The following is a 26510-nucleotide window of genomic DNA, read 5'->3' on the forward strand; positions in this document are numbered from 1 at the left end:
ATGATTCCAGCATGGATCGTTGAATATGCGTCGCTGTTGCTCCGTGGGTTGCAAACGACTATCGCCATTCTGGTGATTTCCAGTGTGTTCGGTTATGCCCTGGCGGTATTGGTGGCATTGGCGCGGATTTCGAAAAACAGGGTGATGGCCAAGGTCAGCCTGTTCTATACCAGTGTGACGCGCGGTACGCCGTTGCTGATCCAGATCTACATTTTCTACTACGGGATCGGCAGCCTGTTTGCCCAGTTCCCGCTGATTCGCGGCAGCTTTCTCTGGCCCTATCTGCGCGACGGTTACTGGTACATCGTGTTCGCCCTGGTGGTGTCGATGGGCGCCTATGTCGGTGAAGTGATTCGTGGTGGCTTGCTGGCGGTACCCAAAGGGGAAATGGAAGCGGCCTCGGCCTTTGGCATGACCGCGCGCCAGGCCCTGTTGCGGGTGCGGTTGCCCCGGGCGCTGCGCCTGCTGTTGCCGACCCTGGCCGGCGAAACCGTGATGCTGCTCAAGTCCACGGCACTGGCCTCGACCATTGCGGTGATCGACCTGCTGGGCGCGGCCAACGTGGTGCGGGCGCAGACCCTGCAAGTCTACGAGCCGTTGCTGCTGGTGGCCGGTGTCTACGTGTGCCTGACATTCCTGATCGAAGGGCTGTTTGCCTTCGCCGAACGGCGCGGAACGCCGGTGCGCAGGTCCGCGTGATGAACAAGCCAGTGGTCGATCGTTCGCTGCAAGGCATCGGCCTGTGCACCCTGGGGTATGCGTTTCTGTCCTTGCAGGACGCCGGTATCAAATGGCTGGTAGCCGATTATTCGGTGTTCACCATCCTGTTCTGGCGCGCCCTTGTGGTGGCGGTCGCCTGCCTGCTGGTGGGGCGCCTGCAACTGGTGCAGCGTGCCTGGCGTTCCTCCAGTCGACGCTTGCTGGTGGTGCGCGGTTTGCTGTCGATCGCCGCCTGGCTGCTCTATTACACGGCAGCGAGGGACCTGACCCTGGCGGAGATGACCACCCTGTATTTCTCGGCACCGATCATGGTCACGGTATTGGCAACGGCGATTCTCAAGGAGCGCGTCAGCGGTTGGCAGTGGTTCACCCTGATCATCGGGTTTGTCGGTGTGGTGATTGCCTGCCGTCCCGACAACATGACCGATCCGTTGCCGATTGTGCTGACGTTGCTGGCGGCGAAGTGCTGGGCGTTCACCTATATCCAGTTGCGCCAGGTCGATGAGCAGACCTCGGTGCTGGAGCAAATGCTGATCACCAATGTGGTCTTCGTCATTTGCATGGCGGTAGCGTTGCCCTGGACCCACACCCCGGCACCGACGCCTGCCTGGCTGGGCATGCTTGGCGCCGGGCTGATGGGCGGTATCGGGCAGTTCCTGTTGTTCGCCAGTTTCCAGCGCGCCACCGCGACCGTGCTGGCGCCGTTCGAGTACACCGGGCTGATCTGGGCGTTCCTGCTGTCGAGCCTGATCTGGGGCACGCTGATGGACGTGTCGTTGATGATCGGCGCTGGCCTGATCGCGGTCAGCGGCACCCTGGCGATGATTTTTGGTCGGCATGCCTCACAGGACGTTGTCGGTGCCGAATGCTCCGTGTCGCAACCCCTTTATCCGGCAGCAGATGCACAGGACGTTGGTGGGGCACCACACGAACCCGAGGCCATCGATCATCGCCAAAGACAGTCATAAGGGAGGGCAAGCGCATGGTGCAGGATGTTTCGTTCAACATTCTCAATAATAACGGCGATGCGGTGCAGGTTGGTGCCTGGCGTTTTGAGGGCGATGGCCAGGGGCCGAAGGTGCACTTGCAAGCAGGGGTGCATGCCGATGAAATCGCCGGGATGTTGGTGCTGCACCTGTTGATGCAGCGTCTTCAGGTCGCCGAGTCCGAGGGCAAGCTAAAGGGCAGCGTGACCGTGGTGCCGCAAGCCAATCCCCTGGGCATCGGCCAGTTTCGCCAGGGACGGATTCTCGGCCGATACCATGATGCGACCGGGCATAACTTCAACCGTGGGTTCGACCAGTCGGCGGCAATGGAACAACCATCGACCGTCGTCCAGCAATGGCAACAGAAACTGGTGCAGCTGGCGTCATCGGCGGATGTGATGCTCGACCTGCACACCGACGATGAAGCGCTGCCCTACCTCTACGTTCACCGCAGCTTCTGGCCCCGTGGCCGCGAGCTGGCGGCGGCGATGAAAATGGACGTGGCGATCATCTGGGACGACGGCGGCGACGGCTCCTTCGAGGAAACCCTCATTGCGCCCTGGTTGCGCGACGGTACCACCGACGGGCGCATGGCCGCGACCCTGGAGTTGCGGGGGCAGGGCGACGTCAGCGACCGGCTCGCCCAACAGGACGCCGAGGGACTGTATGCCTGGCTCTGCGGCTATGGCGTCATCGACGATTCGGTGTCGCCCATTGACTGGCCTGTCGAGGCCGTGGAAATGGGCCACATGGAGACCCTGCTGGCGCCGCAGCCGGGGGTACTGATTTTTGAAAAGGAACTGGGCGATCTCGTCGAAGAAGGCCAGCGCTTTGCGCGAATCCTGCGACGACCGGGCGATCCGTCCTCGGAAGTGGTGCTGTATGCCGAGCAGACCGGGCGACTGGTCACACGCTATCGCGATCGGTTGATCTCCCAGGGCATGGGGGTGGCGAAGTTCACGGGCCATCGGCTGTCGCGCAATTGGAGTGGTGGATTGCTGGACCCGAACTGAATCGAATTGATGAGAAAACACGGTCAGTGCTGCCTGGGCGTCTGACCACCTACCCTTAATTTGGTGAAGAACCGATCCTCTATCACTTTACTGTCGAGAACAGGATAAGGCATGTTTTCTGGCCTTTGCGGTGTGGAAATCATCAGGTCCTGGCCTTGTGAGTGTTCAAGTCTGACATCGGTAATGCCTTGCTGAAGGAGATGAAGCTCAATAGAGCGAAATTTTTCCCGACGGTAATCTTCTCCTCGATTTTGAATGTTCTGCCATGTGATTGTTCTGTTTGTCTTGTGTTCGCGATAGGCACCTTGGGTATGAATGTTCTCAAGTAGAGAGCTTGCATTGCTGTCAACGATTTTGGCTTTTTCCGCGTCCATGAATATCAGTGCGTTTTTCATGTCGAGCCGACTGTTAGGGGGCATGCCAATACTGTCTTGATCGTGGAAGCTAACTTGTCCATAAACTTCCATGTGGGTGATACTTGAAATTTTTTGTGTTTCGTCACGGAACTTATCAAGGATATTGTCTTCATGTCGAATTTTGCCCAGTGGAGAATATCCTTCTCCGCCAGCAGAAAATGTGCCTGGATAAAGAATTTGAAGATTCTGCCCGCCCATTCCCAATAAAATTGCGTTTGTGTCGGCGTTTTCCTCAAGTAGACATTTGGCAAATACTTCCATTGTCTGGTGCAATACATTGGATTTCACATCATCTTGCCTGACTGCCAGAGTCCCAAGCATGATATTACCCTCTGTATCTTTCCAGACGTTGATATGACCTACGTACTCTCCGGCCCGCAGGATCCTGCAGGACGCTCCGTCAGATGATAGATATTCTGCCAAGGGATAGTTGCCGCCAAACCCACCGACAAAATCACAATGTTGGGTTTTGCAACTCAACAAAAAAGGCAGGCCGGCTTTATAGTCGTCCGCCGTTAATGGTTCAATTTGCATGTCATGAAAGGTTGCGGTTGGTATTGAGAAATTTGTGGTCTTTTCGCTGTGCTTGTTGTTTAAAATCCTTGTCAGTGTATTTGTTTTGTCGTGATCAATTATATAGGTGGTGTCGGTTTTCAGGTCGTTGAACTTGTATTCGCCTCTTATTAGTTTTTTAGTGTCGTAGTGAAGGTTTTCGGAATTGCAAGCATCCTGAGGGGGTGGCGTGACTTCGGCGCGCAATAGTTGCTCGCGCTCAGCTTTCGTTATGTCGATGTTGTTGATGTGAAGGGTGTTTATTAGTTGTTCGATATTGAAGATCGATTGGCGGCAATGAACTGTTTTCGATAAGGGTTCGAACGATTGATTGATTAGAGAAGGAGGAGGGCAGAGTGTAATCGGTTTCAATTTTTGAGTTTCTCAATGTGTTTAAGGATTGTGTCGCTGTTCCCGTGAATGTTCATTCATCAAAAGAAAGTAAAGCTTTCACAAAACGCTCAATGGGTTGAGATGTGCGCGTAGCTGGTTTTGCCAGCTGTATGTGCTGAGCCCGTATAAAGAAACCACCTAGCGGACTACGGTATTTGCCGTAACCAATGGTGATCACTTGAATACTCTGTCGCCGGGCCTTGCCATAGGCTGTCGGGCTCCAAAGCCTGTGGCTGTTTATTGTCGGAGCACTTCATGCGTTTTTTTGATTTGATCACCTTCACGGTGCGGGTCCGCACCGTCGCGCAAGCACTGACGCGCATTGAAGCTTCACTGGCCGACCCCAAGGTCGGCGGAACCCTGATGGGCTGCTGGGCCTCCGAGATCGGCCGGTTGAACCAGATTGTCGTGTTGCGGGGTTATTCCGATGAAAGCGCGCGACAAGCAGAGCGCGAGCGGTTCTTGCTCGAAGGTACGGCATTCGGCATCAACGAGTTCATTACCGATCTGCGGATCGAAAACTACAGCCTGTTTCCGTTCCTCAAGCCCTTGAGTGCTGGCCAACACGGGCCATTCTACGAAATGCGAGTCTACGACCTGATCAGTTCCGGGTTGCAACCGACACTTGATGGCTGGGCCAAGGCCATCGAACCGCGTACCGCCGAACAGTACTCACCGGTGTACGCCGCGTTTTATGCCACTGACGGCGCGCTGCCGCGTTACCTGCACATCTGGCCCTGGACAAGCCTGGAGCAGCGTCTGCAAGTGCGAACCCAGGCGGTGGGGGACGGCGTCTGGCCACCGGAAAACTCAGGGCCGCAATTGCGCGACATGTGTTCGACGATTTACCTGCCAGCGGTGTTTTCGCCGTTGCAATGAGGAGGGTGGGGTGGGTGCCGCCGCATCCCTTGTAGGAGCTGGCTTGCCAGCGAAGACGTTCTTCCAGGCGATGAACAAGTTGCCTGACCCAGCGTATTCGCTGGCAAGCCAGCTCCTACAGGGTGCGGATCAGCCTTTGCCGACCCGCAAAATTTCCCCCACCAACCAGTCCAGTGCCGGGTCCTGTCCGCGTTGCGCCAGGTACACCAGGTCCAGCTCGAACGCTTCCAGGGCAAACGGCAAATCATGCAGCTGCAAGGGCAGCAAGCTTGCGAAGTTACGCGCCAGCCGGGTCGGCAACACCACGCAAAGATCGGAAGCGGCCACCAGATGGGCCGCTTGCAAATAGTTGGGGGTGGTGTAGACGATTTGCCGCGACAACCCTTGTTCGCCCAGCCATTGATCGACCATGCCACGGGTCTGGCCGCCGTGCACCCAGAGATGGCGCAGGCGCAGGAAGGTCTCCAGATCCAATCCACCGGTAATCACCGGATGGTCCCGTCGCAACGCGACTTGCAGGGTTTCGCTGCGCCAGAGATGACGGGCGAAGCGTGCGGGAATTTCATCGAAACGGCCCAGCACCAGGTCGAGCTGGCCGCGATCCAGGGCATCGATTGGCAGACTGGGCGCCAGTGGGGCGATGTCCAGGCGCAGGTTCGGGGCGCAGTCCTGCAGACGTCGCAACAGGCTGGGCATGCACAGCTGCTCGACGAAATCGGTCATGGCGATACGAAAGCTCTGGCGGCTGTAGCGCGGGTCAAAGCTTTCGTCGACGTTGAGGGTCTGTTCGATCTGCTGCAAGGCCGAGCGAATCGGACCCTCCAGCGCCAGGGCCTTGGGCGTCGGTTGCATGCGCCGGCCGATGCGCACCAGCAATGGGTCATCGAGCAGCTCGCGCAGGCGCGCCAGGGCGTTACTCACGGTTGGCTGGCTGAGGGCCAGGCGCTCGGCGGCGCGGGAGACGTTCTGTTCACGCAGCAACACATCGAGGATGCGCAGCAGATTGAGGTCGAAATTAGTTGTATTCATATTCCAAATATCACACATATGAAAATGAAATTTCTCAAATAGTAGGCAGCTGCTTAGGGTGTCGGCAATCCTTCTTTTCAGTACAGGGGTGTCGGTGTGAACAACGGATTTAACGTACAACAGGCCGCGGTGGTAGGCGCCGGAACCATGGGCCGGGGAATTGTCATCAGCCTGGCCAGTGCCGGCATTCCGGTGTTGTGGCTGGACGCCAACCCGCAGATGGTCAGCGCCGGCCTGAAGATGGCCGCCGACACCTGGGCCCATCAGGTGGTCAAGGGACGCATCAGCGAAGAGCAGGCCGAGCAGAATCTGGCCCGTTTGCAGGCGGTCGACAGCTATGCGGCACTGGCCGATGTCGACCTGGTGATCGAGGCGGTGTACGAAAACCTTGAACTCAAGCAGGAAATCTTCCGCACCCTGGACAACACCCTCAAGCCAGACGCGATCCTGGCCAGCAACACCTCGGCGCTGGATATCGACGCCATTGCCGCCGTCACCGCGCGTCCCGGGCAGGTGCTGGGCCTGCATTTCTTCAGCCCGGCACACATCATGAAACTGCTGGAAATCGTCCGTGGCGTCCAGACATCGCCGGCCGTGCTGGAAGTGGCCAGGCAACTGGGGCAACGACTGGGCAAGGTGGCGGTGGTGGCCGGCAACTGCCGTGGCTTTATCGGCAACCGCATGCTCAAGACCTATGCCGACGAGGCCCGCAAGATGCTTCTTGAAGGCGCGCTGCCCCGGCAGGTGGACGGCGCACTGCAGGCCTTCGGCTTTGCCATGGGGCCGTTTCGCATGTACGACGTGGTCGGTGTCGATCTTGAGTGGCGCGCCCGTCAACTGGCCGGGCAGGGCATGGACAGTCCGCTGGTGCAGGTCGACAACGCCCTGTGCGAACTCGGCCGCTTTGGCCAGAAGGCCGGTCGTGGCTATTACCAGTATGCCGAAGGCAGTCGCGAGGCCGGGCATGATCCTGAAGTCGATGCGCTGATCGAACGAATCAGCAGCGATTTGGGCTATCGCCGCCGCGTGATCGATGACCGGGAAATTGTCGAGCGCAGCCTGTTGGCACTGGTCAATGAGGGCGCGAAGATCCTCCAGGAAAACATCGCCGACAACAGCCAAGACATCGATCGGGTCTACCTCAATGGTTATGGCTTCCCGGCGGCGGTCGGCGGACCGATGAGCTGGGCCGATGGCCAGGGGCTGGCGTCGATCCGGGAACGTCTGGAGCGTTTGCAACAATTGCACGGCGCACACTGGCAGCCGGCGCCGCTGATTGCCCGGCTGATAGCGGCAGGTAAAGGCTTTGCCGATGTGGAGGGCCAGGTATGAACTATCAGGCGCCGCTGCGCGATATGCGTTTTGTCCTGCACGAACTGTTTGACGTGGCCGGCCATTGCCGGCAACTGGACAACGGCCTGGATCGCGACACCATTGACGGTGTGCTCGAAGAAGCCGCGCGGTTTACCGCCGAGGTGGTGGCACCGCTCAACCGCAACAGTGACGAGCAGGGTTGTCGGTTGCAGGACGGTGAAGTCACCACGCCGGATGGCTTCCCCGAGGCCTACAAGCTATTCGTCGAGCAGGGCTGGGCGAGCATGACCGGGCCGGCAGATTTCGGCGGCCAGGGCTTCCCGCAAATGCTTTCGGCGAGCTTCCACGAGATGCTGATGAGCGCCTCGCTGTCGTTCCGGGTCTACTCCGGGCTGACCGAAGGCACGGTGGTGGCGCTCAATCGCCACGGCAGCGACGAACTCAAGCGGCGCTATCTGGCGCAACTGGTCAGCGGCGAGTGGACCGGCACCATGTGCCTCACCGAACCCCAGGCCGGCACCGATCTGGCGCTGCTGCGCACCCGTGCCCAACCCCAGGCCGATGGCAGCTACCGGCTCAGCGGCAGCAAGATCTTCATCAGCGGCGGCGAGCAGGACCTCAGTGACAACATCATTCACCTGGTACTCGCCCGTTTGCCCGACGCACCGCCCGGGGTCAAAGGGATCAGCCTGTTCCTGGTGCCCAAGCGGCTGGTCAACGCCGATGGTTCATTGGGCGAACGCAACGCCCTGAGCTGTGGTGCGTTGGAGCACAAGATGGGCATCAAGGGGGCGTCCACCTGTGTGATGAACTTCGATGGCGCCACGGGGTGGCTGGTCGGGCAGCCGAACCAGGGACTGGCCTGCATGTTCACCATGATGAACGATGCACGGTTTCAGGTTGGATTGCAGGGCCTGGGCATTGCCGAGGCCGCGTTCCAGGGCGGCCTGGCTTATGCCCGCGAACGCTTGCAGTCGCGCTCGATCAGCGGCCCGGTGGCGCCGGATAAACCCGCCGACCCGATCATCGTCCACCCGGATGTGCGGCGCATGCTGCTGATCCAGAAAACCCTCAGCGAAGGCTGTCGCATGCTGGCGGCCTACGCTGCCCGGCAGCTGGATCTCGAACACGGTGCCAGCGACGAGGTGCAGCGTGACGCCGCGACCCGTCGCGCCGCGTTGCTCATCCCGATGATCAAGGCGTTCTTCACCGACTGCGGCCAGGAGGTGGCCAGCCTGGGCGTGCAGCTGTACGGCGGCCACGGATATATCCGCGAGTGGGGCATGGAGCAGCTCATGCGCGACAGCCGCATCACCCAGCTTTACGAAGGCACCAACGGCATACAGGCGCTGGACCTGATCCGCCGCAAGCTGCTCGGTGATGGCGGCAGCGAACTCAATGCACTGATTGACGAATTGGCCACCCAGGTGGCACTGGCTACATCGCAACCCGAGATGGCCGAGCGGGTCGGGCAGCGCCTTGCAGAATGGCGAAAGCTGGGGGATTCGGTGCTGCAAGCCTGTCGCCGCGATCCCGAAGAGATCGGCGCCGTGTCGGTGGATTTCCTCGCCTACTCGGCTTACGTGATGCTGGCCGCCCTGTGGTTACAGGCGGCCGTGCGTGCCAGTGAGGCCCTGGCGGCCGGCACCGGGGAAGTCGCGTTCTACCAGGCCAAGCTGCAATCGGCGGACTTCTACCTGCGCCGGGTGCTGCCACGGGCCGGCGCGCATCGTGAGGCCTTGCTGGCCGGTGCCGGTTGCCTGATGGCCATGCCTGAGAGCGATTTCGCGTTCTGATCCCGCGCAATCTCACACCGACAAAGGGTCCAACAACCCGCGCGGTCGATGCCTTGGCCATCGACCGCGCGACTGCTCTACAGCCCCCATCTCCCGCCATCCCCCAAAAAGGGGTGGGTGCAGTTCGGACGTGCAGACCACCCATTCAAGGGAGGGTCATGCATGACCTTCTTTGGATATGCTCCCCATACCCCAACCCCCTTGCAGGCAATCGGGGTGGAACGTGTTCAGAGAGGTGCATTGGGTGTATCGCAAATTATTTTCGGTGACAGGCAAGCCGCGCAGGCTGGATGGCGGCGCGCTGTTTGGCACGACGCCGCGCAGCGCCTGGATGGAGTGGCTGAGTCCCGACCACGACAACGAGGTCGAACTGGCCTCGCGCGCGCTGCTGGTTCAACAGGACGGCCTGAACATTCTGGTGATGGCAGGCACCGATGCGTTGCTGGCGCCGCTGGCGCGCACCTGTCGCTGCCAGCGTCCAGCCGTGGGCCTGCTGGACAGCCTCGCCCGGGTGGGGGTGGAAGAAGGGCAGGTACACATCGTCGTGCTCACCCACCTGCACGCGATGCTTGCCCCGACACTGCGCCAGGCGGTCAGTGAGGGTGATACGCCCCGGTTGCTGTTCCCGGCCGCTCGCTATCTGGTCGGCCGCCAGCACTGGACGCGCGCCAACCATCCGCACCCGCGGGACAGGGCACTGTTCGTGCCGCAGATCATCAGCCAATTGCAAGGCAGTGGGCGCTTGCAGCTGATCGACGAACGCGCGAACGGCTTGCTGGGTGAAGGCTGGCGCTTTCATGTCAGCGATGGCTACACGCCCGGGCAGTTACTGCCTGAGATCGAAATGCCTGGCGGCCCGATCGTCTTTGCCGGTGACCTGGTGCCGGCCAGGCAATGGCTTGCACTGGATCTGACCACGGCCTTCGACCGCAATCCGGAAAGCCTGATCGATGAGAAGGAGCGCCTGCTCGACCACCTGGTGGCCAACGGTGGACGGCTGTTCCTGCCCCGCGACCCCGGCGTCGCATTGATCAAGGTCGCCCGCGACAAGCAACATCGTTATCAACCTTTCGATCATCACCCGGTTCTGCATCGACTGGACAGTTGAAACAACCCGCTCAAGAGGAGTCCCCAATGAAAATAATGGTTGCGGTAAAACGCGTGGTCGACTTCAACGTCAAGGTCCGCGTCAAGGCGGATGGATCCGGCGTCGACCTCGCCAATGTGAAAATGGCAATGAACCCGTTCTGCGAAATCGCCGTGGAAGAAGCCGTACGCTTGAAAGAGAAGGGTGTGGCGACTGAAATCGTCGTCGTCTCCGTCGGCCCGTCCACCGCCCAAGAGCAACTGCGCACCGCGCTGGCTCTGGGTGCCGACCGCGCCATCCTCGTCGAATCCGCCGAAGAGCTGACTTCCCTGGCCGTTGCCAAACTGTTGAAAGCTGTGGTCGACAAGGAGCAGCCGCAACTGGTGATCCTTGGCAAACAAGCCATCGACAGCGACAACAACCAGACTGGCCAGATGCTCGCTGCATTGAGCGGCTATGGTCAGGGCACGTTCGCTTCGAACGTCGCCATCAGCGGCGACAGCGTGGCCGTCACCCGTGAAATCGACGGCGGCGCGCAGACCGTTTCCCTGAAACTGCCGGCCATCGTCACCACCGACCTGCGTTTGAACGAGCCGCGCTACGCGTCCCTGCCAAACATCATGAAAGCCAAGAAAAAGCCGTTGGAAACCGTCACTCCAGATGCACTGGGTGTTTCCATCGTATCCACCTGCAAGACCGTGAACGTCGAGGCACCGGCTTCACGCAGCGCGGGCATCAAGGTCAAGTCGGTGGCTGAACTGGTCGAGAAACTGAAAAACGAAGCGAAGGTGATCTGATGACTATTCTGGTAATCGCTGAGCACGACAACAAGGTCGTGGCTGCGGCCACATTTAACACCGTGGCAGCCGCCAGCAAAATCGGTGGTGACATTCACGTGCTGGTGGCCGGCGCAGGCGTAGGGGCTGTGGCTGAAGCCGCCGCCAACATCGCGGGCGTGGCCAAAGTGCTGGTGGCCGACAACGCGGCCTACGCCAATCAACTCCCGGAGAACGTCGCCCCGTTAGTCGCCAGCCTGGTGATCGAGCAACATTCGATTTACAGCCACGTCCTGGCGTCGGCCACGTCCAGCGGCAAAAACATCTTGCCGCGGGTTGCCGCGCAGCTGGACGTCGATCAGATCTCCGAGATCATCGCGGTCGAAAGCGCCGACACCTTCAAGCGTCCGATCTACGCTGGTAACGCCATCGCTACCGTGCAATCGAACGCTGTGGTCAAGGTGATCACTGTGCGCGCCACCGGTTTCGACCCGGTCGCTGCTGTCGGGGGCGCGGCCAGCGTTGAAACCGTGGATACGGTCTATGACGCCGGCACTTCCAGCTTCGTCGGTGAGGAACTCGCCAAGTCCGACCGCCCCGAGCTGACCGCGGCAAAAATCATCGTTTCCGGTGGCCGCGGCATGCAGAACGGCGACAACTTCAAGCACCTGTATGCGCTGGCCGACAAACTCGGCGCGGGCGTCGGCGCTTCGCGCGCGGCGGTGGACGCAGGTTTTGTCGCCAACGACATGCAGGTCGGTCAGACCGGCAAGATCGTCGCACCGCAGCTGTATATCGCGGTGGGCATCTCCGGGGCGATCCAGCATCTGGCCGGCATGAAAGACTCCAAGGTGATCGTGGCGATCAACAAGGACGAAGAAGCGCCGATTTTCCAGGTGGCCGATTACGGCCTGGTGGCGGATTTGTTCGAAGCTGTGCCGGAGCTTGAGCGGCTGGTTTGATCATCTCCGGGAAGGTTGAAGACCGCGGGATTGGGCATATATCCATTCCTGCGGTAACCCTCACAGATGTACCCGGTCCACTGTGGGAGCGAGCCTGCTCGCGAAGGCGGTCTGGCATCTGACATTGATGTTGACTGACACGCCCTCTTCGCGAGCAGGCTCGCTCCCACATTTGGATCTTTGCCAAGCTCAAAGCGGTCGCCCGGAACCAGGCTCCGCATTCGATGCACTGGCCCCAACACTCAGAACACCTGCTGGTAGATCGCCCGAATATCGTCCAGGCTCAGCTCGCGGGGATTGTTGCCGAGCAGGCGTGTCTGTTTGGCGCCGTCAGTGGCCAGCGCATCGAGATCGTCCAGCGTGATGCCCATGTCCCGCAGGCGGGTTGGCAGGCCAAGGCGGCCGGGTAGTGCCTCCAGATGGTCGATCAGGGCGATGGCTTTTTCAGTCACCGTGCCTTGTAGCGCCGGCAGCAGGATAACGGCCAGTTCGGCGTAGAGCGGCGCGGCGGCTTCCAGGTTGAAACGCATCACCGGCGCCAGCACCAGGGCGTTGGACAGCCCGTGGGGAATATGGAAGCGGGCGCCCAATGGATAGGCCAGCGCATGGACGGCAGCGACCGGGGCATTGGCGAAGGCCATGCCGGCCAGGCAAGCACCTAGCAACATGTGCTCGCGCGCTGCTGCGTCCTGGCCGTTGTCGCAAACGCGCTGCAGATTTTCCCCAAGCAGACGCAGCGCCTCCCGGGCCAGGCAATCGGAGATGGGGTTTTTCAGGTGCCTGGAGGTGTAGGACTCGATGGCGTGCACCATGGCATCGATGCCGGTGGCCGCCGTCACGGAGCGGGGCAGTCCCAGGGTGAGGTCCGCGTCCAGCAAGGCGATGTCAGGCAATAGCGCCGGTGAGATGACCACGTTCTTCTGGCCTTCGCCGGTGGTGATCACCGACACGGCGGTGACCTCGGAGCCAGTGCCCGCCGTGGTCGGGACCAGGATCAGCGGCAGGCGTCGGCCATTGGTCTGGTCGATGCCATAGATCTGCGCCAGGGTTTCCTCGCTACGTGCCAACAGCGCCGTCAGCTTGGCCGCATCCAGAGAACTGCCACCGCCGAAGCCGATCACGCAATCGGCGCTGCACTCGCGGGCGGCTTGTACGGCTTGGAGGATCACGGATTCCGGTGGATCGGCCTGTACGTCGCTGAACACCTGCAGCGCAATACCCAGTTGGGCGAACCCGCGTTCGACCGGCGCCAGCAGGCCGGTAGCCAGCACCCCGGCATCGGTGACCAGCAGCACGGAGCGATGGCCCATGGACTGGACCTGTTCGGCGAGGCGGGCAGCGGCACCGCGTTCGATGATGATGGAGCGGGTGGTTTTGAATAGCAGGCGGCGCGTCATGTCGTCTTCCCCGTGGATTGGCCGTTGGATCGGCAGTGTCCTGCGAGGTTAAGTGCCTGATACCGAGGTTTCCCCCCCTCCGGAAGAGAGGGGTCAGTCGATCAGTTTTTGATTGCGCGCCCAGACCATGGCGTCGTAACGGCTGGAAACCCCCAGCTTGGCGAAGATATTGCGCAGGTTCCACTTCACCGTGTCCAGGGTGATGTCGAGCGTGAGGGCGATACGCTTGCTCGACATGGCCTGGGCGACGAGGCTGAGGATCTCGCGTTCCCGTGGCGTCAATTGCGGCGCTTGCCCGGGTGTCGGGGTCCGCCGCATCCGTGGCGTTGCCGGGGACGGCGCGCAGGGACCGGTGAGCTTGCCGATGAGTTCGTCCACGTACTGGCGCACAGGCGCTTGCAGGTCGCCACCGGCCAGGCGAGGCAGCAATTTTTCACTCAAGGCGCCCTCGTCCAGCATGGTGCGAACCAGACCCAGGCGCTGCCCGGTTTCCACGGCTCGACGTAGCCGTACGAGGGAGTCCTCGGGGCGCTTGAGATCTTCCAGAACCCCGGCCGCCAACAGGTCGACGAGCACGCCCAGGCGCCCGCGGTGGAATTCGTCGGCGTAGTCCTTCACTTCATTCAACGCCTGCAGCGCGGCCTGGGAGTCTTCGCTGCTGAGCACTCGTGCGCGGGCCAGGGTGGCAATGACCGGCAATTCCGCCCGTCCTCCACGTTCGCTGCCGTGCTCGCGGGCCAGCGCTTCGAGCGATTGCAACAGTTCCATGGCGTGACTGCGCTGCCCCTTGATCAGGCACACGCGGATCTGTTCGCCCAACAGCTGGGCCACCGGGCGGATCTGTCCCAGACAGCGCAGGTGGGCGATTTGCTGGCGCAGAAAGGTCAGGGCGACATCCGGGCCTTTCTGTAGCAGGTCGAGACGGCTGCGACTGATGTTGGTGCGCACGATCACGTCAGGAACAGAGGAGTGCAGCAGGCCGAAGCGGTTGGCGATCAGTTCGCGCGCGTCATCGATCCGGTCAAGTTCGTAGAACGCATCGGCCAGCAGGCTGGCACACAGGTTGGCGCAGATCGAGCGAGGACCGCCTTCACGGGTGGAGCGCTCCAGCAATTCGGACACCAGCGGTTCTGCCACGCCCATCTCACCGGCGGCGATGTAGGTGGTCAAGCGAGCGGATTCTGCCACCAGCGCCATGTCGTTGCCGCGATCCTGCGGCGGGATCGGATGGATGTCGAACAGGCGCCGGGCATCGGCGTAGCGACCCGCCGTGGTATAGGCCACGGCCAGTGCTGCCAGCAACACATAGCGCAAAAAGGGGTTTTCCATCGGTGCATCGCGCACCGGTTCCAGCAGGCGGATGGCACGTTCGCTGTCGTCGTCCTGTACGGCGATGGCACCGTGGATCAACGGCAGGCCGCTGGCCAGCTCGGGATGTTCGCTCAGGTCGCTGGCCTGCAATCGACCGAGCCAGGATTTCGCCCGGCCTGGGCGCGAGGTCAGCGACACCGTGAGGCAGGCCAGAAACAGCAGGCGTTGATGGCGAAACAGCACGTCCTCGGGCAAGCGCTCCAGCAGGCGCAAGGTCGGGGCGAGGTAGTCCAGGGTCCAGGTCGCCGGGGCGGTCCGTTCGATCACCTGGATGGCAAAATCGACATCCTCGGCCAGGCAGGCATGACGAACCGCCTCGGTCAGGCAGTCATGGCCGGCGAACCAGTGGGCACCCAAGCGATGCAAGGCGCGCACATCCCGCATCCGGTGCTCCAGGCGTGCGGTGAGGAATTCGCCGAACAGGGGATGGAAGCGATACCAGATCAGGCGGTCATCGGAGTCAACCCGATAGATCAGCAGGTTCTCGTCTTCCATGCGCTGGATCAGATCGCCAGCCCCGGTATTGCCGGTCACGGCCATGGCCATGGGGGCGTTGAAGCGACGGAAAATCGACAGCGTTTCGGCGACCTCCACCAGCTCGATGGGCAGGTGTGCCACCACCTCTTCGCGCAAGTAGGTCTGCAGGTCGCTGGAGCGCCACACCAGGTCATTGAGGATCGAGCGGGTATTGGGACGGTTCTTGAGCATGATGACGATCAGTTGCAGGCAGGACGGCCAGCCGCTGGTCAGCTCATGAATCAGGCTCAGTTCATCGGCGTTGATCTTGTCGGCACCGAGGTTTTCTTCCACGAAGGTGCGGGTTTCGGCCAGGTCGAATGGCAGTTCGGCACTTTCGATTTCGACCACCTGGTCCATGACCCGCAGGCGCGACAGGCTCAGTGGCGGGTTGACCCGCGAGGCAAGCACCAGGTGCAGATTGCCCGGACTCTGGTCGAGCAGTTTCTGGATGAGTTTGTGGGCATGGGGGGCTTCCACATGATGGTAGTCGTCGACAATCAGGTACAGCTCCTTGCTCAGCATGGCGGCCGCATCGACGATGATGGCGACCGAGGCTTCTATTGCGCTGAGCGTGTTGTCTTCGCGCAACAGGTTGATGTCGACCTCGATGCCCAGGCGCCGCATGCCTTCGAGAAATGCCGTGCAGAAGGCCGTGTAACCCTTGTCGTCGACTGTCAGCGAAACCCAGGCGACTTCCGCACCGGCCTTGAGGCGATCCTGGCGCCACTGGGCCAACAGGGTGGTCTTGCCATAACCGGCTGCGCCGGTGACCAGCGCCAGGGTGCAGTGATGCATGCGTTTGAGTTGCGCGAGCAGGGCGCTGCGCGCCACATGGCGGGTGCCGATGCGCGGGGGTGAAAACTTGGTGGAGACCAGGTGTCTGGCGGGGGTGTCCGGCAACTTTTTATCCTCGCGCCACGGTCACGGCGACTCTCGCGCCGGGCGAAACTAGCCAACCTGTCGATGCAGGTCAAGATCTTACGATAGTGCCATTTGAGCCCCTGTGGGAGCGAGCCTGCTCGCGATGGCGGTGTGTCAGCCGCCGAAAATGTTAAATGTACTGGCGCCTTCGCGAGCAGGTTCGCTCCTACAGGGGGCTCGTGGTGTTTGGCCATCCGCAAAGGGAGGGACGCGAAGGTGGTCTTGTTTTCTAAGATCTGGCCAAGCCCCCATTCCGGGTGCCAACGAAGGAATCACGATGAAACTGGATAATAAAGTAGCCGTCGTCACGGGCGCGGCATCGGGGCTTGGCCTGGCCACTTGCAAGGCGCTCGCGGCAGCCGGTGCCAGGGTGGTGGGTTTCGACCTCGATCAGCAACGGCTCGACGCGGCGCTCGATGGCATTCCCGGCATCGCCGTCGACGTTTCGAACGAAGCCAGTGTCAAGGCGGGTATCGAGACGGTGGTGCAACGCTTCGGTGCGGTGCATGTGGCGGTGAACTGTGCCGGCATCCTGGGGCCGTGCAAGACCCTTTCCAAAGGCCAGTTGTTTCCCACGGATCTGTGGAACCGGGTGCTGGGCGTCAATCTGACGGGTACGTTCAACATGATCCGTCACGCCGCATTGGCCATGTCCGCGAACGATCCCGAGGCAACGGGCGAGCGCGGTGTCATCATCAATACCGCCTCGGGCGCGGCTCGCGAGGGCCAGATGGGGCAAGCGGCCTACAGCGCCAGCAAGGCCGGCGTTATCGGCATGACCCTGCCGATCGCCCGCGACCTGGCCGAACATGGCATCCGCGTGGTGAGCCTGGCACCGGGCCTGTTCGAGTCCGGGATGTCCGCCGGTATGCCGGCAAAAGTGTCCGAAACCATCGTCAACGGGTTGCTGTTCCCGCGTCGCATGGGCCACCCGCAAGAGTTCGCCGCGTTGGTGCAGCATGTGGCGGAGAATGCCTATCTCAACGGGCTGACCCTGGATATCCAGTGCGGCACCCGTTGATCTGATGGGGTAGTTCGCGACCCCCATGTGGGAGCGAGCCTGCTCGCGAAAGCGGTGGGTCAGTCAGCATGGATGTTGGATGTGAGGGCCTCTTCGCGAGCAGGCTCGCTCCCACAGGGAATCTCGGTCGCTCAGATGCTTTCCTTCAACCATGGAACCTCTCACATTGATCAGGTCACGCTTCGATACCAGGCCACGCCTTGTTCGTCGAGGCTGGCGCTGACCTCGCCGCGTATTAACAGGTGATTGAGGCACGCCAGGGTCTCGCCGGTCGCCAGGGTGAGTCGAGAGGGATCGTCGTTGCGCACGGCTGTACTGAACAGCAGCTCAAACAGGTCGACAACGCGCTTGGGCTCATCCAGGCCCTTGCGCAGAAGCTCCAGCGCGCCAAGGGCATCGGCTTGCAATTGCCCGATCCGCGTGTGCAGGCCACGAAATGGCTTGTTGTGCGACGGCAATACCAGCACGTCGTCCGGGACACGGCGGCGTAGCGTGCTCAACGACTCGAGCCAGTCGCTCATCGGGTCGGCATCCGGTTCGCTCGTCTGTACCGACACGTTGGACGAGATGCGCGGCAACACCTGGTCGCCGGATATCAGCAGCTTTCGGTCCGCGTCGTACAGGCAGGCGTGTTCCGGCGAATGACCGGCGCCCACCACCACTTCCCAGCCATGTCCGCCGATGTCCAGCCGCTCGCCGTCGCGAATGCGCCGGTAGCTGTCGGGCAAGGGCGAGATCATGCGACCGAAACGGCCGAAGCGCTGGCGATAAAGCTCCAGGGTCTGTTCGTCCCAACCGGCGCGCTGGTAGAACGCCAGCGTCTCTTGCGGTGCCGGTCGCCCGCTGTCGCTGGCAAGCATGCGGCATTGCAGGTATTCCAGGCGCGTCATCCATAAGCGGCTGCCGGTCTGGCGGCTCAGCCAGCCGGCCATGCCGACATGGTCGGGATGCAAGTGGGTGGCGATGATCCGGGTCAGTGGTGCGTCCTGCAGGGCATCGGCCAGCAGGGTGTTCCAAAGGGCGACCGTCTGATCATCGTAAAGGCCGCAATCGACCAGGGTGGTGCCAGGCCCGTCGCCCAGAAGCCAGACGTTGATGGCCCCCAGCGACACTGGCAGCGGCAACCTGAGCCAATTCACGCCCGGAACAATCTGCTCAGGCACGCCAGGCGACGGCAAGGTGGCGCAGGGGTAACTGATCGGCGCGCCGGGGCTGTTCGAGGTGTCGTCCATCATTTTTCTCCTGAGTGTTTTATCGCCGACGCGTCCGGTACAGGCCTGCATTCAGCTCCATGTAATCGACTTTACCGGGAGGGGGGTAGGGGAACACCCCCCTTTCAGAAAGGGGGGGGAGGACAGCGGCATGACGCTGGCACCCTTCGGGGCAATCGATCACTGATCGAGCGGCTTGCGAACCTGGAGGTCCAGGTTCAACCCAGGGGAGGAGACACCCAGATGAATAACAAAAACAAATCCAATCAAAGTCATCCCGCCAATTCTCATGCACTGCGTGCAACGGTCGTGGCCATGTGCGCGATCGCCTGCGGCAGCGCCGGTGCCGTCGAGATCGATACCGGCAACGAAGACCTCCAACTGCGCTGGGACAATACCCTGCGCTACAACCTGGGGATGCGCACCGAAGGGCAGGACAAGGCGATCCTGGCCAACCCGAACAACGATGACGGCGACCGCAACTTCGACAAGCACCGGCTGGTCAACAATCGCCTGGACGTTCTCAGCGAGTCGGACCTCATCTACAAGGGCAAGTACGGCGCGCGTGTCAGTGCCGCGCTGTGGTATGACGCCGCCTATGCCGGGGACCTGGACAACGACAGCGTTGCCACTTCCAACCACCTCGACTCCAACGGTCACCCGGCCACGGGCCTGAGCCGTTACACCAACCGCTACTATGAAGGTCCGTCGGGCGAATGGATGGACGCCTTCGTTTTCGGCCAGTACGACCTGGGCGACATGCCGCTCAAGGCGCGGCTGGGTCGTCATACCATCAACTGGGGCGAATCGCTGCTGGGGGCCGGCGCCATTCATGGCATCTCCTATGGCCAGGCCCCCCTGGACCAGGGCAAGGCGCTGGCCTTGCCGGGGATCGAGGCCAAGGAGCTGTACCTGCCGCGCAACCAGATTTCCGCGCAGTTACAGGCCAGCCCCGAGTGGTCGTTCGCGGCGCAGTACTTCTTCGAATGGCGGCCATCGCGGGTGCCTGAGGCCGGCAGCTACCTGGGCTTCGCCGATATCTACCAGCAAGGTGGCGAGTCGTTCATCCTCAGCCCGACCCTGCGCGCCACCCACGGCGATGACATCGAACCGCGCAACGCCGGCGACTGGGGCGTGATGACGCGCTGGAGCCCGGAATGGCTGGACGGCACCCTGGGTTTCTATGTGCGCCAGTTCTCCGACACCTTGCCGCAGGTGATCCTGCTGGCTAACGCGCACCCGCAGTACTTCCTCAACTACGCCGACAAGATCGACATGTATGGCATCAGCCTGTCCAAGCAAATCGGCGGGGTCAGTGTCGGTGCCGACCTGGACTACCGGCACAACATGCCGCTGGTCAGCTCGGCGGCACGGGTGACCTCGACGGCGCAGTTGCCGGACGACGGCGACATCCTCGGCGCCCGTGGCGACACCCTGCACGGTGTGCTCAACGCCATCGGCACTGTCAGCCCGACGCCGCTGTTCGACAGCGCCAGTTGGTCTACCGAGCTGACCTGGAGCCGATGGGTTTCGGTCAATTCCGACCCTCTGAACCTGTTCAAGGGCTCGTCCGCCTACAAAGCGGTGCCCACCAACATCGACGATGTGTCCCGGGATGCCTATGGCATCGCCGTCAATTTCACACCGACCTGGTACCAGGTGTTTCCCGGCGGCGACCTGTCGATGCCGGTCAGTTACTCCCAGGGCCTCTCCGGCAACTCGGCCGTCGCCTCCGGGGGTAACAAGGATGCCGGCAGCTATGCGGTCGGCCTGGGGCTCGATCTCTATAGCCGCTACCGCTTCGACCTGAAGTATGTGGACTATTTCGGTGATTTCTCGACCAACCCGCTGACCGGCGCGGCCCTGACCCCAAGCGGCAGCCAGGCGCTGCTGGAAGACCGCGGCACGGTGTACTTCACCTTCAAGACCACGCTCTGAGCCGCGCTTGCCGCCATTGCAAGCCCACCGATGGTGCTCCCGTTGCGGACCCCCATCGGTGCCATGCGCGTTCGCGCGCAACTGATGTGAGGTGACAAGGTGTTCAAACAACGCTTACTACCCCCCTTGGTGATCCTGATCGCGCTGGTGGCCGCACAGGCATTCGCGCAGCCGGCGTTTGTCTCGCCCCTGGACGCTCCTGCTTTGCAAAGCACCCAGGCGATCCATGCGCCACTCAATGGGCTGGCCCAAGCCGGCGGACGGCTGATTGCGGTCGGCCAGCGTGGGCATATTCTCTTTTCCGACGACAACACGACCTGGGTCCAGGCCCAGGTGCCGGTCAGTTGCGACCTGACCGCGCTGACATTCCCCAGCGCCAGCCAGGGCTGGGCCGTGGGGCACGAAGGCGTCGTCCTGCACAGCAGCGATGCGGGCAAGACCTGGCGCAAACAGCTCGATGGCCGACAGATCGCCGAGCTTTTGCTCAAACACTATGGCAACCCGGCCAACCCGGATGACCCCGAGGCGCAACGCCTGAAACAGGATGCCGAGCTGTTCGCCACCCAGGGCGCTGACAAACCGCTGCTGGATGTGTGGTTTGCCGACGAGCGCAATGGCTTTGTGACCGGTGCCTTCAATCTGATCCTGCGCACCGGGGATGGTGGCCAGAGCTGGGTGCCCTGGCTGGATCGGGTCGACAACCCGCGCAGCCTGCACCTGTACGGCCTGCGCCCGGCCGCCGGCACGTTGTTCATGGTCGCCGAGCAGGGGCTGGTGCTGAAACTGGACGCCGCACGCCAGCATTTTGTGAAAGTCGACCTGCCTTATGACGGCACGCTGTTTGGTTTGCTCGGCGATGACCATCTGCTGTTGGTCTACGGCCTGCGTGGCAACGCCTGGCGCAGCCTCGATGGCGGCACAACCTGGAGCAGGGCCGATACCGGGATCAGCGACGGCATCACCAGCGGCCTGATGGTCGACGACGGCTCGATCGTGCTGGCCAGCCAGACCGGTCAACTGCTGCGTTCCACCGACCGCGGGGCGACTTTCAGCCGCGTCCCGATGGACCGCGTGGCGCCCAACTTCGCAGTGGCACCCGCCGCCGACGGGGCCGTCGCCCTGGCCGGGCTAGGGGGCGTGCGTGTGCAAAGCCTGCAACAGAACAAGAAAGCCGGAGCGCAGTAATGGCTACCCACAACACCCGCGACAACCTGAAGTCCATCAGCAATCTCGATGACTTCAATCACCAGTCGGGCAGTCGCCTCGAACGGTTGATCTTCAACCACCGCCTGCTGGTGATCCTCCTCTGCACCCTGGTCACGGTGGTGCTGGGCTGGGATTCGACCCGGCTGACACTCAATGCCGCGTTCGAAAAAACCATTCCCCTGAACCAGCCGTATATCCGCAATTTTCTGGACAATCGCGCCGAGCTCAAGGGGCTGGGTAATGCTGTGCGCGTGGTGGTGCAGAACCGTTCGGGGGATATCTACGATCCCGCTTACCTGCAAGCGCTCAAGCAGATCAACGACGAGCTTTTCCTGACCCCCGGTGTCGACCGGGCCAACGTCAAGTCGTTGTGGATGCCGGTGGTGCGCTGGAACGAAGTCACCGAAGAGGGGTTCGCCGGCGGTCCGGTGATGCCCGACAATTACACCGGTTCGCAAGCCAGCATCGACGCACTGCGCCAGAACATCGGCCGCGCGCAGTTGCTGGGCAACCTGGTGGGCACCGACTTCCGCTCCAGCATGATTTTCGTGCCCTTGCTGGACAAGGACACCGCCACCGGCCAGCCGCTGGACTATTGGGAATTGTCCAAGCGCCTGGAGAGCATCCGCGCCCAGTATTCCGGCACCCAGGGCACTGCCGACCTGGACATCCGCATCGTCGGCTTCTCCAAGGTGGTGGGCGATCTGCTCGATGGCCTGCAGCAGATGATCCTGTATTTCGCCGTGGCGGCGGTGATCGCCGCGCTGATCATCTTTGCCTGGACCCGTTGTGTGCGCAGCACCGCATTGGTGCTCGGTTGCTCCTGCATCGCGGTGCTCTGGCAACTCGGTCTCATCGCCCGGATGGGCTACGCGCTGGACCCTTACTCGATCCTCGTGCCGTTTCTGGTGTTCGCCATCGGCGTGTCCCATGGCGCGCAGAAAATGAACGGCATCATGCAGGACGTGGCGCGCGGTACCCATCGACTGGTCGCGGCGCGCTATACCTTCCGCCGCCTGTTTTTGGCAGGGGTCACCGCACTGGTGGCCGACGCCGTGGGCTTCGGGGTGTTGAGGCTGATCGATATTCCGGTGATCCAGGACCTGGCGATCACTGCTTCAATCGGCGTTGCCTTGCTGGTGTTCACCAACCTGATCCTGCTGCCGGTGATGCTGTCCTACACCGGGGTCAGTCCCAAGGCTGCCGCCAGAAGCCTGCGCGCAGAACAGCGCCAGGCCGGTGGCCTCTGGCGGCTGCTCGAGCGCTTCACCGAGCGCCGCTGGGCGGCGGCGTTGCTGGTGGTGTCGGCCATTCTCACCGTGGCAGGCTTTGTCGTCAGTACCCAGCTCAAGATCGGCGACCTGGATGCCGGGGCCTCGGAATTGCGGCCTAACTCGCGCTACAACCTGGACAACGCCTACATCAACAGCAAGTACTCGCTGTCTTCGGACCAGTTCGCGGTGATCGTCAAGACCAAAGCCGAAGGCTGTCTTGAATACCAGACGCTGGTTGAGGCCGATCGACTGGGCTGGGTCTTGCAGCAAGTGCCGGGGGTGCAGAGCACGGTGTCGCTGGCCGATGCGGTGCGCAAGATCACGGCGGGTTCCTACGAGGGCAGCCCCAAGTGGATGTCGATCTCGCCCAATCAGGACGTCCTCAACTATGCGGCGCGCACCGCGAGCACCAGCAACCCGGAGCTGTTCAACAACGATTGCTCGGTGATGCCGGTGGTGGCGTACCTCACCGACCACAAGGCCCGGACGCTGGACCAAGTGGTGCAGGCCGCCGAAGCCTTCGCCACCGCGCACAGCACGCCGGAGCGGCAGTTCCTGTTGGCCGCCGGCAGCGCCGGGATCGAAGCGGCGACCAATATCGTGGTCAGGAAAGCCAACCTGACCATGCTGATGTACGTGTACGTGGCGGTCATCGTGTTGTGCTTCATCACGTTCCGCAGCTGGCGGGCGGTGGTGGTGGCGGTGGTGCCGCTGGTGATCACCTCGATTCTCTGTGAAGCGTTGATGGTGTTGCTGGGCATGGGCGTGAAGGTCGCGACCCTGCCGGTGATCGCCCTGGGCGTGGGCATCGGCGTGGACTACGCGCTGTACCTGCTGAGTATCCAGCTGGCGCGCCAGCGTGCCGGCGACACCCTGGCCGAAGCTTACCGTCATGCCCTGCGCTTTACCGGCAAAGTCGTGGCGCTGGTGGGTGTGACCCTGGCGGCGGGTGTGATCACCTGGGCGTTCTCGCCCATCAAGTTCCAGGCCGACATGGGCATCCTGCTGACCTTCATGTTCCTGTGGAACATGCTCGGCGCCCTGGCCCTGATCCCGGCGCTCTCTCACTTCTTGCTGCGCGATGTGCACGTCTTTGGTTCACCGGTGGTCTTGCCGCCAGCCGGCGAAACATCGGTCGCCCTCGAAGCCAAGGCCCGGACCGTGCAGTGCACCCAGGCCGATCCGAACCCCGTTTGACCCCCTGAATTCATAAGGAATCACCATGAGCGATACATCCGCAGCGTTCCTCGGCGAACAGGAAATCATGATCCGCGACTCGGCGCGCAAGGTTGCCGCCGAAGTGGTCGCGCCCACGGCCGCCGAACGTGACCGCACTGCGGCCTGGCCGCGCAGCGAACTGCGCGCCGTGGCCGAACTGGGCTTCCTCGGCATGCTGATCCCCGAAGCGTACGGCGGCGCCGGTGCCAGCTTTGTCGAGTATTGCCTGGCCATCGAGGAATTCGCCGCCGCCGACACGGGCTTCGCAACGCTGATCCACGTGCACAACTCGGTGGGCCTGGCCGTGGCGCGCCTGGGTAATGAAGAACAGAAGCGCAACTACCTGCCGGACCTGGCCAGCGGCAAGCGCATCGGTGCCTTTCTGCTCAGCGAACCTCACGCCGGTTCCGACACCGGGGCCTTCCGTACTCAGGCCCGTCGCGAAGGCGAGCATTACGTGCTCAATGGCAGCAAGCAGTTCATTTCCAATGGCAACGAAGCAGGTCTGGGGCTGGTGCTGGCCGTCACCGACAAAACCGCCGGGAAGAAGGGCAGCAGCCTGCTGATGGTCGACCCTCGGGAAAGTCCCGGCTATGTGGTAGCCCGGGTCGAACACAAGATGGGCCAGCGCTCGGCCCATGTGGCGCAGATCCAGCTGGATCAATGCCGGGTGCCACTGGTGAACCTGCTGGGCGAAGAAGGCGCCGGCTATCGCAACGTGATGGGCTCGTTGTCGGAAGGGCGCGTAGCGATTGCCGCCGTCGCCACCGGCACCGCTCGCGCGGCACTGGATGCCGCCGTTGGTTATGCCAAAGAGCGTAAGGCCTACGGCGCGCCGATCATCAACCTGCAAGGGGTGGCATTCGACCTGGCGGACATGGCCGCGCAGGTTGATGTCGCGCATGCCTACATGGTGCATGCCGCACGGCTTTGCGAAGCGCATGTGCCCTGCGCCAAGGAAGCCTCGGTGGCCAAGCTGTTCGCCAGCGAAATGGCCGAGAAGGTGTGCTCCGACGCCCTGCAGATCCATGGCGGCTATGGCTACCTCAATGATTTCCCGGTGGAGCGCTACTGCCGGGATGTGCGGGTGACCAAAATCTATGAAGGCACCAGCCATATTCAGAAGCTGATCATCGCTCGTGGACTGAGCTGAGTGTATTTGCCTGCCCCCTCCTAACCGAGGGGGGTGGTCAGAGCGTCATCGGGCATAGCCTGTCGTCGATAGCAGGCTCGAATGTTCCAGTGGATTCGTGACGACAGGCAGGGAACCAGACCATGAAGATACAGAAAACGACCGAGGCGCAGCGACTTGCGGTGGACAGCTTCCGTACCTTCCTCGCGTCTGAGGTCACGCCTGTCGCCCGGGCGTTCCGGGGCGGGCCGATTCCCCGGGAAAGGATGCGCGAGATCACCCAGGGCATCGCCGAATTCGGCCTGCCCGGCGCGAGCATAGCGCCGGTTCAGGGTGGCATGGGGTTGTCGGTGGTCACCGAGGCCATGCTGCTGGAGGAGCTGTGCGCCGTCTCCAGCGAAGTCGCTCATTGCGTTATCAGCAACATGCTCGTGGCCAGCGTACTGGTGGACTTGCCCGCGGCGCTCGAGCCCTTGCGCGAACGCTATCTGCCCGACCTGCTGACGGGTCGCAGTTGCGGCGGCTTTTACCTTCAGCAAGCCGATGCGCTGGCAATGGCTGCCGAAGGGGGCGTCAGCGCCTGGTCGACGTCCGGAGGCTGGATCATCAACGGGGCGCACGAACGGGTTTGCAATGGGCTTTATGCGGACATTCTCATCGTCGAAGTGCACACCGAGGATGGCGCCTTGCGACATGTGCTGGTGACGCGTGAGCAACATGGCTACACCTCGCGAATCATCGACAGGCCCACCTTGAGCGGTACGTTCCATACCCAGGTGTCATTTCGCAACGTGCGCCTGCCTGTCGGCCAGTCAATCTGGGAGGGGCAGGACGGGCTGCAAGGCCGGACCAGATTGCAGGAGAAAATGGATGCGGGCATGGCCTCCTTATCGGTCGGATTGATCCGCACGGTGCTGGAGGCTTGCATTGTCGCGGTTAAAAACACGGACGGACCTGAAAAACCCGCTGCATCACAGCCGTTGGTGGCGCTCAGGATTGCCGAGATGGCGACCCGGCTCGACGCGGCCAGGCTCATGTGCTTTCGCGCCTGGTCGTTGATCGATGCCGGCACTGACTGCCGGATACAGGCCGGCATGGCCCGTTGGCTGGCCAGCGAAACGGCGCTCAAGGCTTGCCAGGACGCACTGCAACTGCCCGGTGGCAAGGCGCTGAGCGCAGCGCTGGATCTTGAGCGCCTGGTACGCGAGGCGATCGTCCTGCCTGTTCCGCACGGCCTTACCGACCTTCAAAAACTCTCCATCGCCGAATCGCTCACGGGTATCAGCGCGCTGGACTGATTGCTGTACCGCTTCAATGGACGGCTGCCGCGTGCGGTACGCCAGGCTAATCATTGTGGACGCGAGCCACGCTTAAGGAAC

20 protein-coding genes are annotated in these 26510 nt (G+C 62.0%); 15 read left to right on the forward strand and 5 right to left on the reverse strand.

The genetic code is table 11. The features are described 5' to 3' along the window. From BJ917_RS00660 to BJ917_RS00670, 3 genes are read left to right on the forward strand one after another with little or no spacing between them, the layout of a single operon-like run. On the forward strand, window positions 1–699 hold the full coding sequence (locus tag BJ917_RS00660) for an ABC transporter permease subunit (RefSeq protein WP_121100992.1): 699 nt from the start codon (window positions 1–3) through the stop codon (window positions 697–699). Continuing rightward, window positions 699–1688, forward strand: a complete 990-nt coding sequence (locus tag BJ917_RS00665; RefSeq protein ID WP_121100994.1) for a DMT family transporter — start codon at window positions 699–701, stop codon at window positions 1686–1688. Before BJ917_RS00660 ends, BJ917_RS00665 begins: the two co-directional genes overlap by 1 nt. A gap of 14 nt (window positions 1689–1702) precedes the next feature. Beyond that, window positions 1703–2719: a succinylglutamate desuccinylase/aspartoacylase family protein gene (locus BJ917_RS00670; protein ID WP_121100997.1), complete on the forward strand. Its 1017-nt coding sequence runs from the start codon at window positions 1703–1705 to the stop codon at window positions 2717–2719. Window positions 2720–2742: 23 nt separating this feature from the next. On the opposite strand, the gene BJ917_RS00675 is transcribed toward BJ917_RS00670, so the two are convergent. Continuing rightward, window positions 2743–4059, reverse strand: a complete 1317-nt coding sequence (locus tag BJ917_RS00675; protein ID WP_121101000.1) for a hypothetical protein — start codon at window positions 4057–4059, stop codon at window positions 2743–2745. 276 nt (window positions 4060–4335) lie between these two features. Between BJ917_RS00675 and BJ917_RS00680 the strand changes: the two genes are divergently transcribed. Further along, window positions 4336–4959, forward strand: a complete 624-nt coding sequence (locus BJ917_RS00680) for an NIPSNAP family protein (protein ID WP_121101003.1) — start codon at window positions 4336–4338, stop codon at window positions 4957–4959. Window positions 4960–5088: 129 nt separating this feature from the next. Here BJ917_RS00680 and BJ917_RS00685 read toward each other — a convergent pair whose 3' ends face one another. Beyond that, on the reverse strand, window positions 5089–6006 hold the full coding sequence (locus BJ917_RS00685) for a LysR family transcriptional regulator (protein ID WP_121101006.1): 918 nt from the start codon (window positions 6004–6006) through the stop codon (window positions 5089–5091). A gap of 78 nt (window positions 6007–6084) precedes the next feature. Here BJ917_RS00685 and BJ917_RS00690 point away from each other — a divergent pair, with 78 nt between their 5' ends. From BJ917_RS00690 to BJ917_RS00710, 5 genes are all read left to right on the forward strand, one after another. Beyond that, on the forward strand, window positions 6085–7320 hold the full coding sequence (locus BJ917_RS00690; RefSeq protein ID WP_121101008.1) for a 3-hydroxyacyl-CoA dehydrogenase: 1236 nt from the start codon (window positions 6085–6087) through the stop codon (window positions 7318–7320). Beyond that, window positions 7317–9098, forward strand: coding sequence for an acyl-CoA dehydrogenase C-terminal domain-containing protein (locus BJ917_RS00695; RefSeq protein WP_121101011.1), 1782 nt, complete (start codon window positions 7317–7319; stop codon window positions 9096–9098). Before BJ917_RS00690 ends, BJ917_RS00695 begins: the two co-directional genes overlap by 4 nt. 244 nt (window positions 9099–9342) lie before the next feature. Continuing rightward, the gene (locus BJ917_RS00700; RefSeq protein ID WP_177435556.1) at window positions 9343–10206 is read left to right on the forward strand and encodes an MBL fold metallo-hydrolase; all 864 of its coding nucleotides are present in this window, start codon (window positions 9343–9345) and stop codon (window positions 10204–10206) included. Window positions 10207–10232: 26 nt separating this feature from the next. Next, on the forward strand, window positions 10233–10982 hold the full coding sequence (locus BJ917_RS00705) for an electron transfer flavoprotein subunit beta/FixA family protein (RefSeq protein ID WP_121101013.1): 750 nt from the start codon (window positions 10233–10235) through the stop codon (window positions 10980–10982). After that, window positions 10982–11923 (forward strand): electron transfer flavoprotein subunit alpha/FixB family protein, encoded by a 942-nt coding sequence (locus BJ917_RS00710; protein ID WP_096511606.1) that lies wholly within the window; start codon window positions 10982–10984, stop codon window positions 11921–11923. Before BJ917_RS00705 ends, BJ917_RS00710 begins: the two co-directional genes overlap by 1 nt. Before the next feature lie 242 nt (window positions 11924–12165). Here the strand turns inward: BJ917_RS00710 and BJ917_RS00720 are convergent, their stop codons facing one another. Both BJ917_RS00720 and BJ917_RS00725 read right to left on the reverse strand, forming a co-directional pair. After that, window positions 12166–13320 (reverse strand): iron-containing alcohol dehydrogenase, encoded by a 1155-nt coding sequence (locus tag BJ917_RS00720; RefSeq protein WP_121101018.1) that lies wholly within the window; start codon window positions 13318–13320, stop codon window positions 12166–12168. Window positions 13321–13413: 93 nt separating this feature from the next. Next, window positions 13414–16110, reverse strand: a complete 2697-nt coding sequence (locus BJ917_RS00725) for a LuxR C-terminal-related transcriptional regulator (RefSeq protein WP_121101021.1) — start codon at window positions 16108–16110, stop codon at window positions 13414–13416. A 298-nt stretch (window positions 16111–16408) separates the two neighbouring features. Here BJ917_RS00725 and BJ917_RS00730 point away from each other — a divergent pair, with 298 nt between their 5' ends. After that, window positions 16409–17152 carry an SDR family NAD(P)-dependent oxidoreductase gene (locus BJ917_RS00730; RefSeq protein ID WP_121101024.1) on the forward strand — a complete coding sequence of 248 codons (744 nt, stop codon included), beginning with the start codon at window positions 16409–16411 and terminating at the stop codon, window positions 17150–17152. A 170-nt stretch (window positions 17153–17322) separates the two neighbouring features. Here the strand turns inward: BJ917_RS00730 and BJ917_RS00740 are convergent, their stop codons facing one another. Continuing rightward, the gene (locus tag BJ917_RS00740) at window positions 17323–18384 is read right to left on the reverse strand and encodes an MBL fold metallo-hydrolase (protein ID WP_256658477.1); all 1062 of its coding nucleotides are present in this window, start codon (window positions 18382–18384) and stop codon (window positions 17323–17325) included. Window positions 18385–18606: 222 nt separating this feature from the next. On the opposite strand from BJ917_RS00740, the gene BJ917_RS00745 reads away from it, so the two are divergent. The 5 genes from BJ917_RS00745 to BJ917_RS00765 all read left to right on the forward strand — a co-directional run bounded on the left by BJ917_RS00745 (window position 18607) and on the right by BJ917_RS00765 (window position 26429). Beyond that, window positions 18607–20301: a DUF1302 domain-containing protein gene (locus tag BJ917_RS00745; RefSeq protein WP_121101029.1), complete on the forward strand. Its 1695-nt coding sequence runs from the start codon at window positions 18607–18609 to the stop codon at window positions 20299–20301. A 99-nt stretch (window positions 20302–20400) separates the two neighbouring features. Beyond that, entirely contained in the window at window positions 20401–21486 is a 1086-nt protein-coding gene (locus tag BJ917_RS00750; RefSeq protein ID WP_121101032.1) for a glycosyl hydrolase, read from the forward strand. Further along, the gene (locus BJ917_RS00755; RefSeq protein ID WP_121101035.1) at window positions 21486–23978 is read left to right on the forward strand and encodes an RND family transporter; all 2493 of its coding nucleotides are present in this window, start codon (window positions 21486–21488) and stop codon (window positions 23976–23978) included. The genes BJ917_RS00750 and BJ917_RS00755 overlap by 1 nt, the downstream gene beginning before the upstream one ends. A gap of 25 nt (window positions 23979–24003) precedes the next feature. Then, a complete protein-coding gene (locus tag BJ917_RS00760; RefSeq protein WP_121101037.1) occupies window positions 24004–25152 on the forward strand; it encodes an acyl-CoA dehydrogenase family protein in 1149 nt (382 codons plus the stop codon). 122 nt (window positions 25153–25274) lie between these two features. Then, entirely contained in the window at window positions 25275–26429 is a 1155-nt protein-coding gene (locus tag BJ917_RS00765; RefSeq protein ID WP_121101040.1) for an acyl-CoA dehydrogenase family protein, read from the forward strand. The last annotated feature ends 81 nt before the right edge of the window (window positions 26430–26510 follow it).

The organism is Pseudomonas sp. WPR_5_2, from assembly GCF_003634475.1.
In the GTDB taxonomy this organism is placed as follows: Bacteria; Pseudomonadota; Gammaproteobacteria; order Pseudomonadales; family Pseudomonadaceae; genus Aquipseudomonas; species Aquipseudomonas izuensis.

Coding starts and splice junctions, on each gene's coding strand:
- BJ917_RS00660 (WP_121100992.1), top strand. CDS start 1: ATGATTCCAGCATGGATCGTTGAATATGCGTCGCTGTTGCTCCGTGGG.
- BJ917_RS00665 (WP_121100994.1), top strand. CDS start 699: ATGAACAAGCCAGTGGTCGATCGTTCGCTGCAAGGCATCGGCCTGTGC.
- BJ917_RS00670 (WP_121100997.1), top strand. CDS start 1,703: ATGGTGCAGGATGTTTCGTTCAACATTCTCAATAATAACGGCGATGCG.
- BJ917_RS00680 (WP_121101003.1), top strand. CDS start 4,336: ATGCGTTTTTTTGATTTGATCACCTTCACGGTGCGGGTCCGCACCGTC.
- BJ917_RS00685 (WP_121101006.1), bottom strand. CDS start 6,006: ATGTGTGATATTTGGAATATGAATACAACTAATTTCGACCTCAATCTG.
- BJ917_RS00695 (WP_121101011.1), top strand. CDS start 7,317: ATGAACTATCAGGCGCCGCTGCGCGATATGCGTTTTGTCCTGCACGAA.
- BJ917_RS00705 (WP_121101013.1), top strand. CDS start 10,233: ATGAAAATAATGGTTGCGGTAAAACGCGTGGTCGACTTCAACGTCAAG.
- BJ917_RS00710 (WP_096511606.1), top strand. CDS start 10,982: ATGACTATTCTGGTAATCGCTGAGCACGACAACAAGGTCGTGGCTGCG.
- BJ917_RS00720 (WP_121101018.1), bottom strand. CDS start 13,320: ATGACGCGCCGCCTGCTATTCAAAACCACCCGCTCCATCATCATCGAA.
- BJ917_RS00730 (WP_121101024.1), top strand. CDS start 16,409: ATGAAACTGGATAATAAAGTAGCCGTCGTCACGGGCGCGGCATCGGGG.
- BJ917_RS00740 (WP_256658477.1), bottom strand. CDS start 18,384: ATGGACGACACCTCGAACAGCCCCGGCGCGCCGATCAGTTACCCCTGC.
- BJ917_RS00745 (WP_121101029.1), top strand. CDS start 18,607: ATGAATAACAAAAACAAATCCAATCAAAGTCATCCCGCCAATTCTCAT.
- BJ917_RS00755 (WP_121101035.1), top strand. CDS start 21,486: ATGGCTACCCACAACACCCGCGACAACCTGAAGTCCATCAGCAATCTC.
- BJ917_RS00760 (WP_121101037.1), top strand. CDS start 24,004: ATGAGCGATACATCCGCAGCGTTCCTCGGCGAACAGGAAATCATGATC.
- BJ917_RS00765 (WP_121101040.1), top strand. CDS start 25,275: ATGAAGATACAGAAAACGACCGAGGCGCAGCGACTTGCGGTGGACAGC.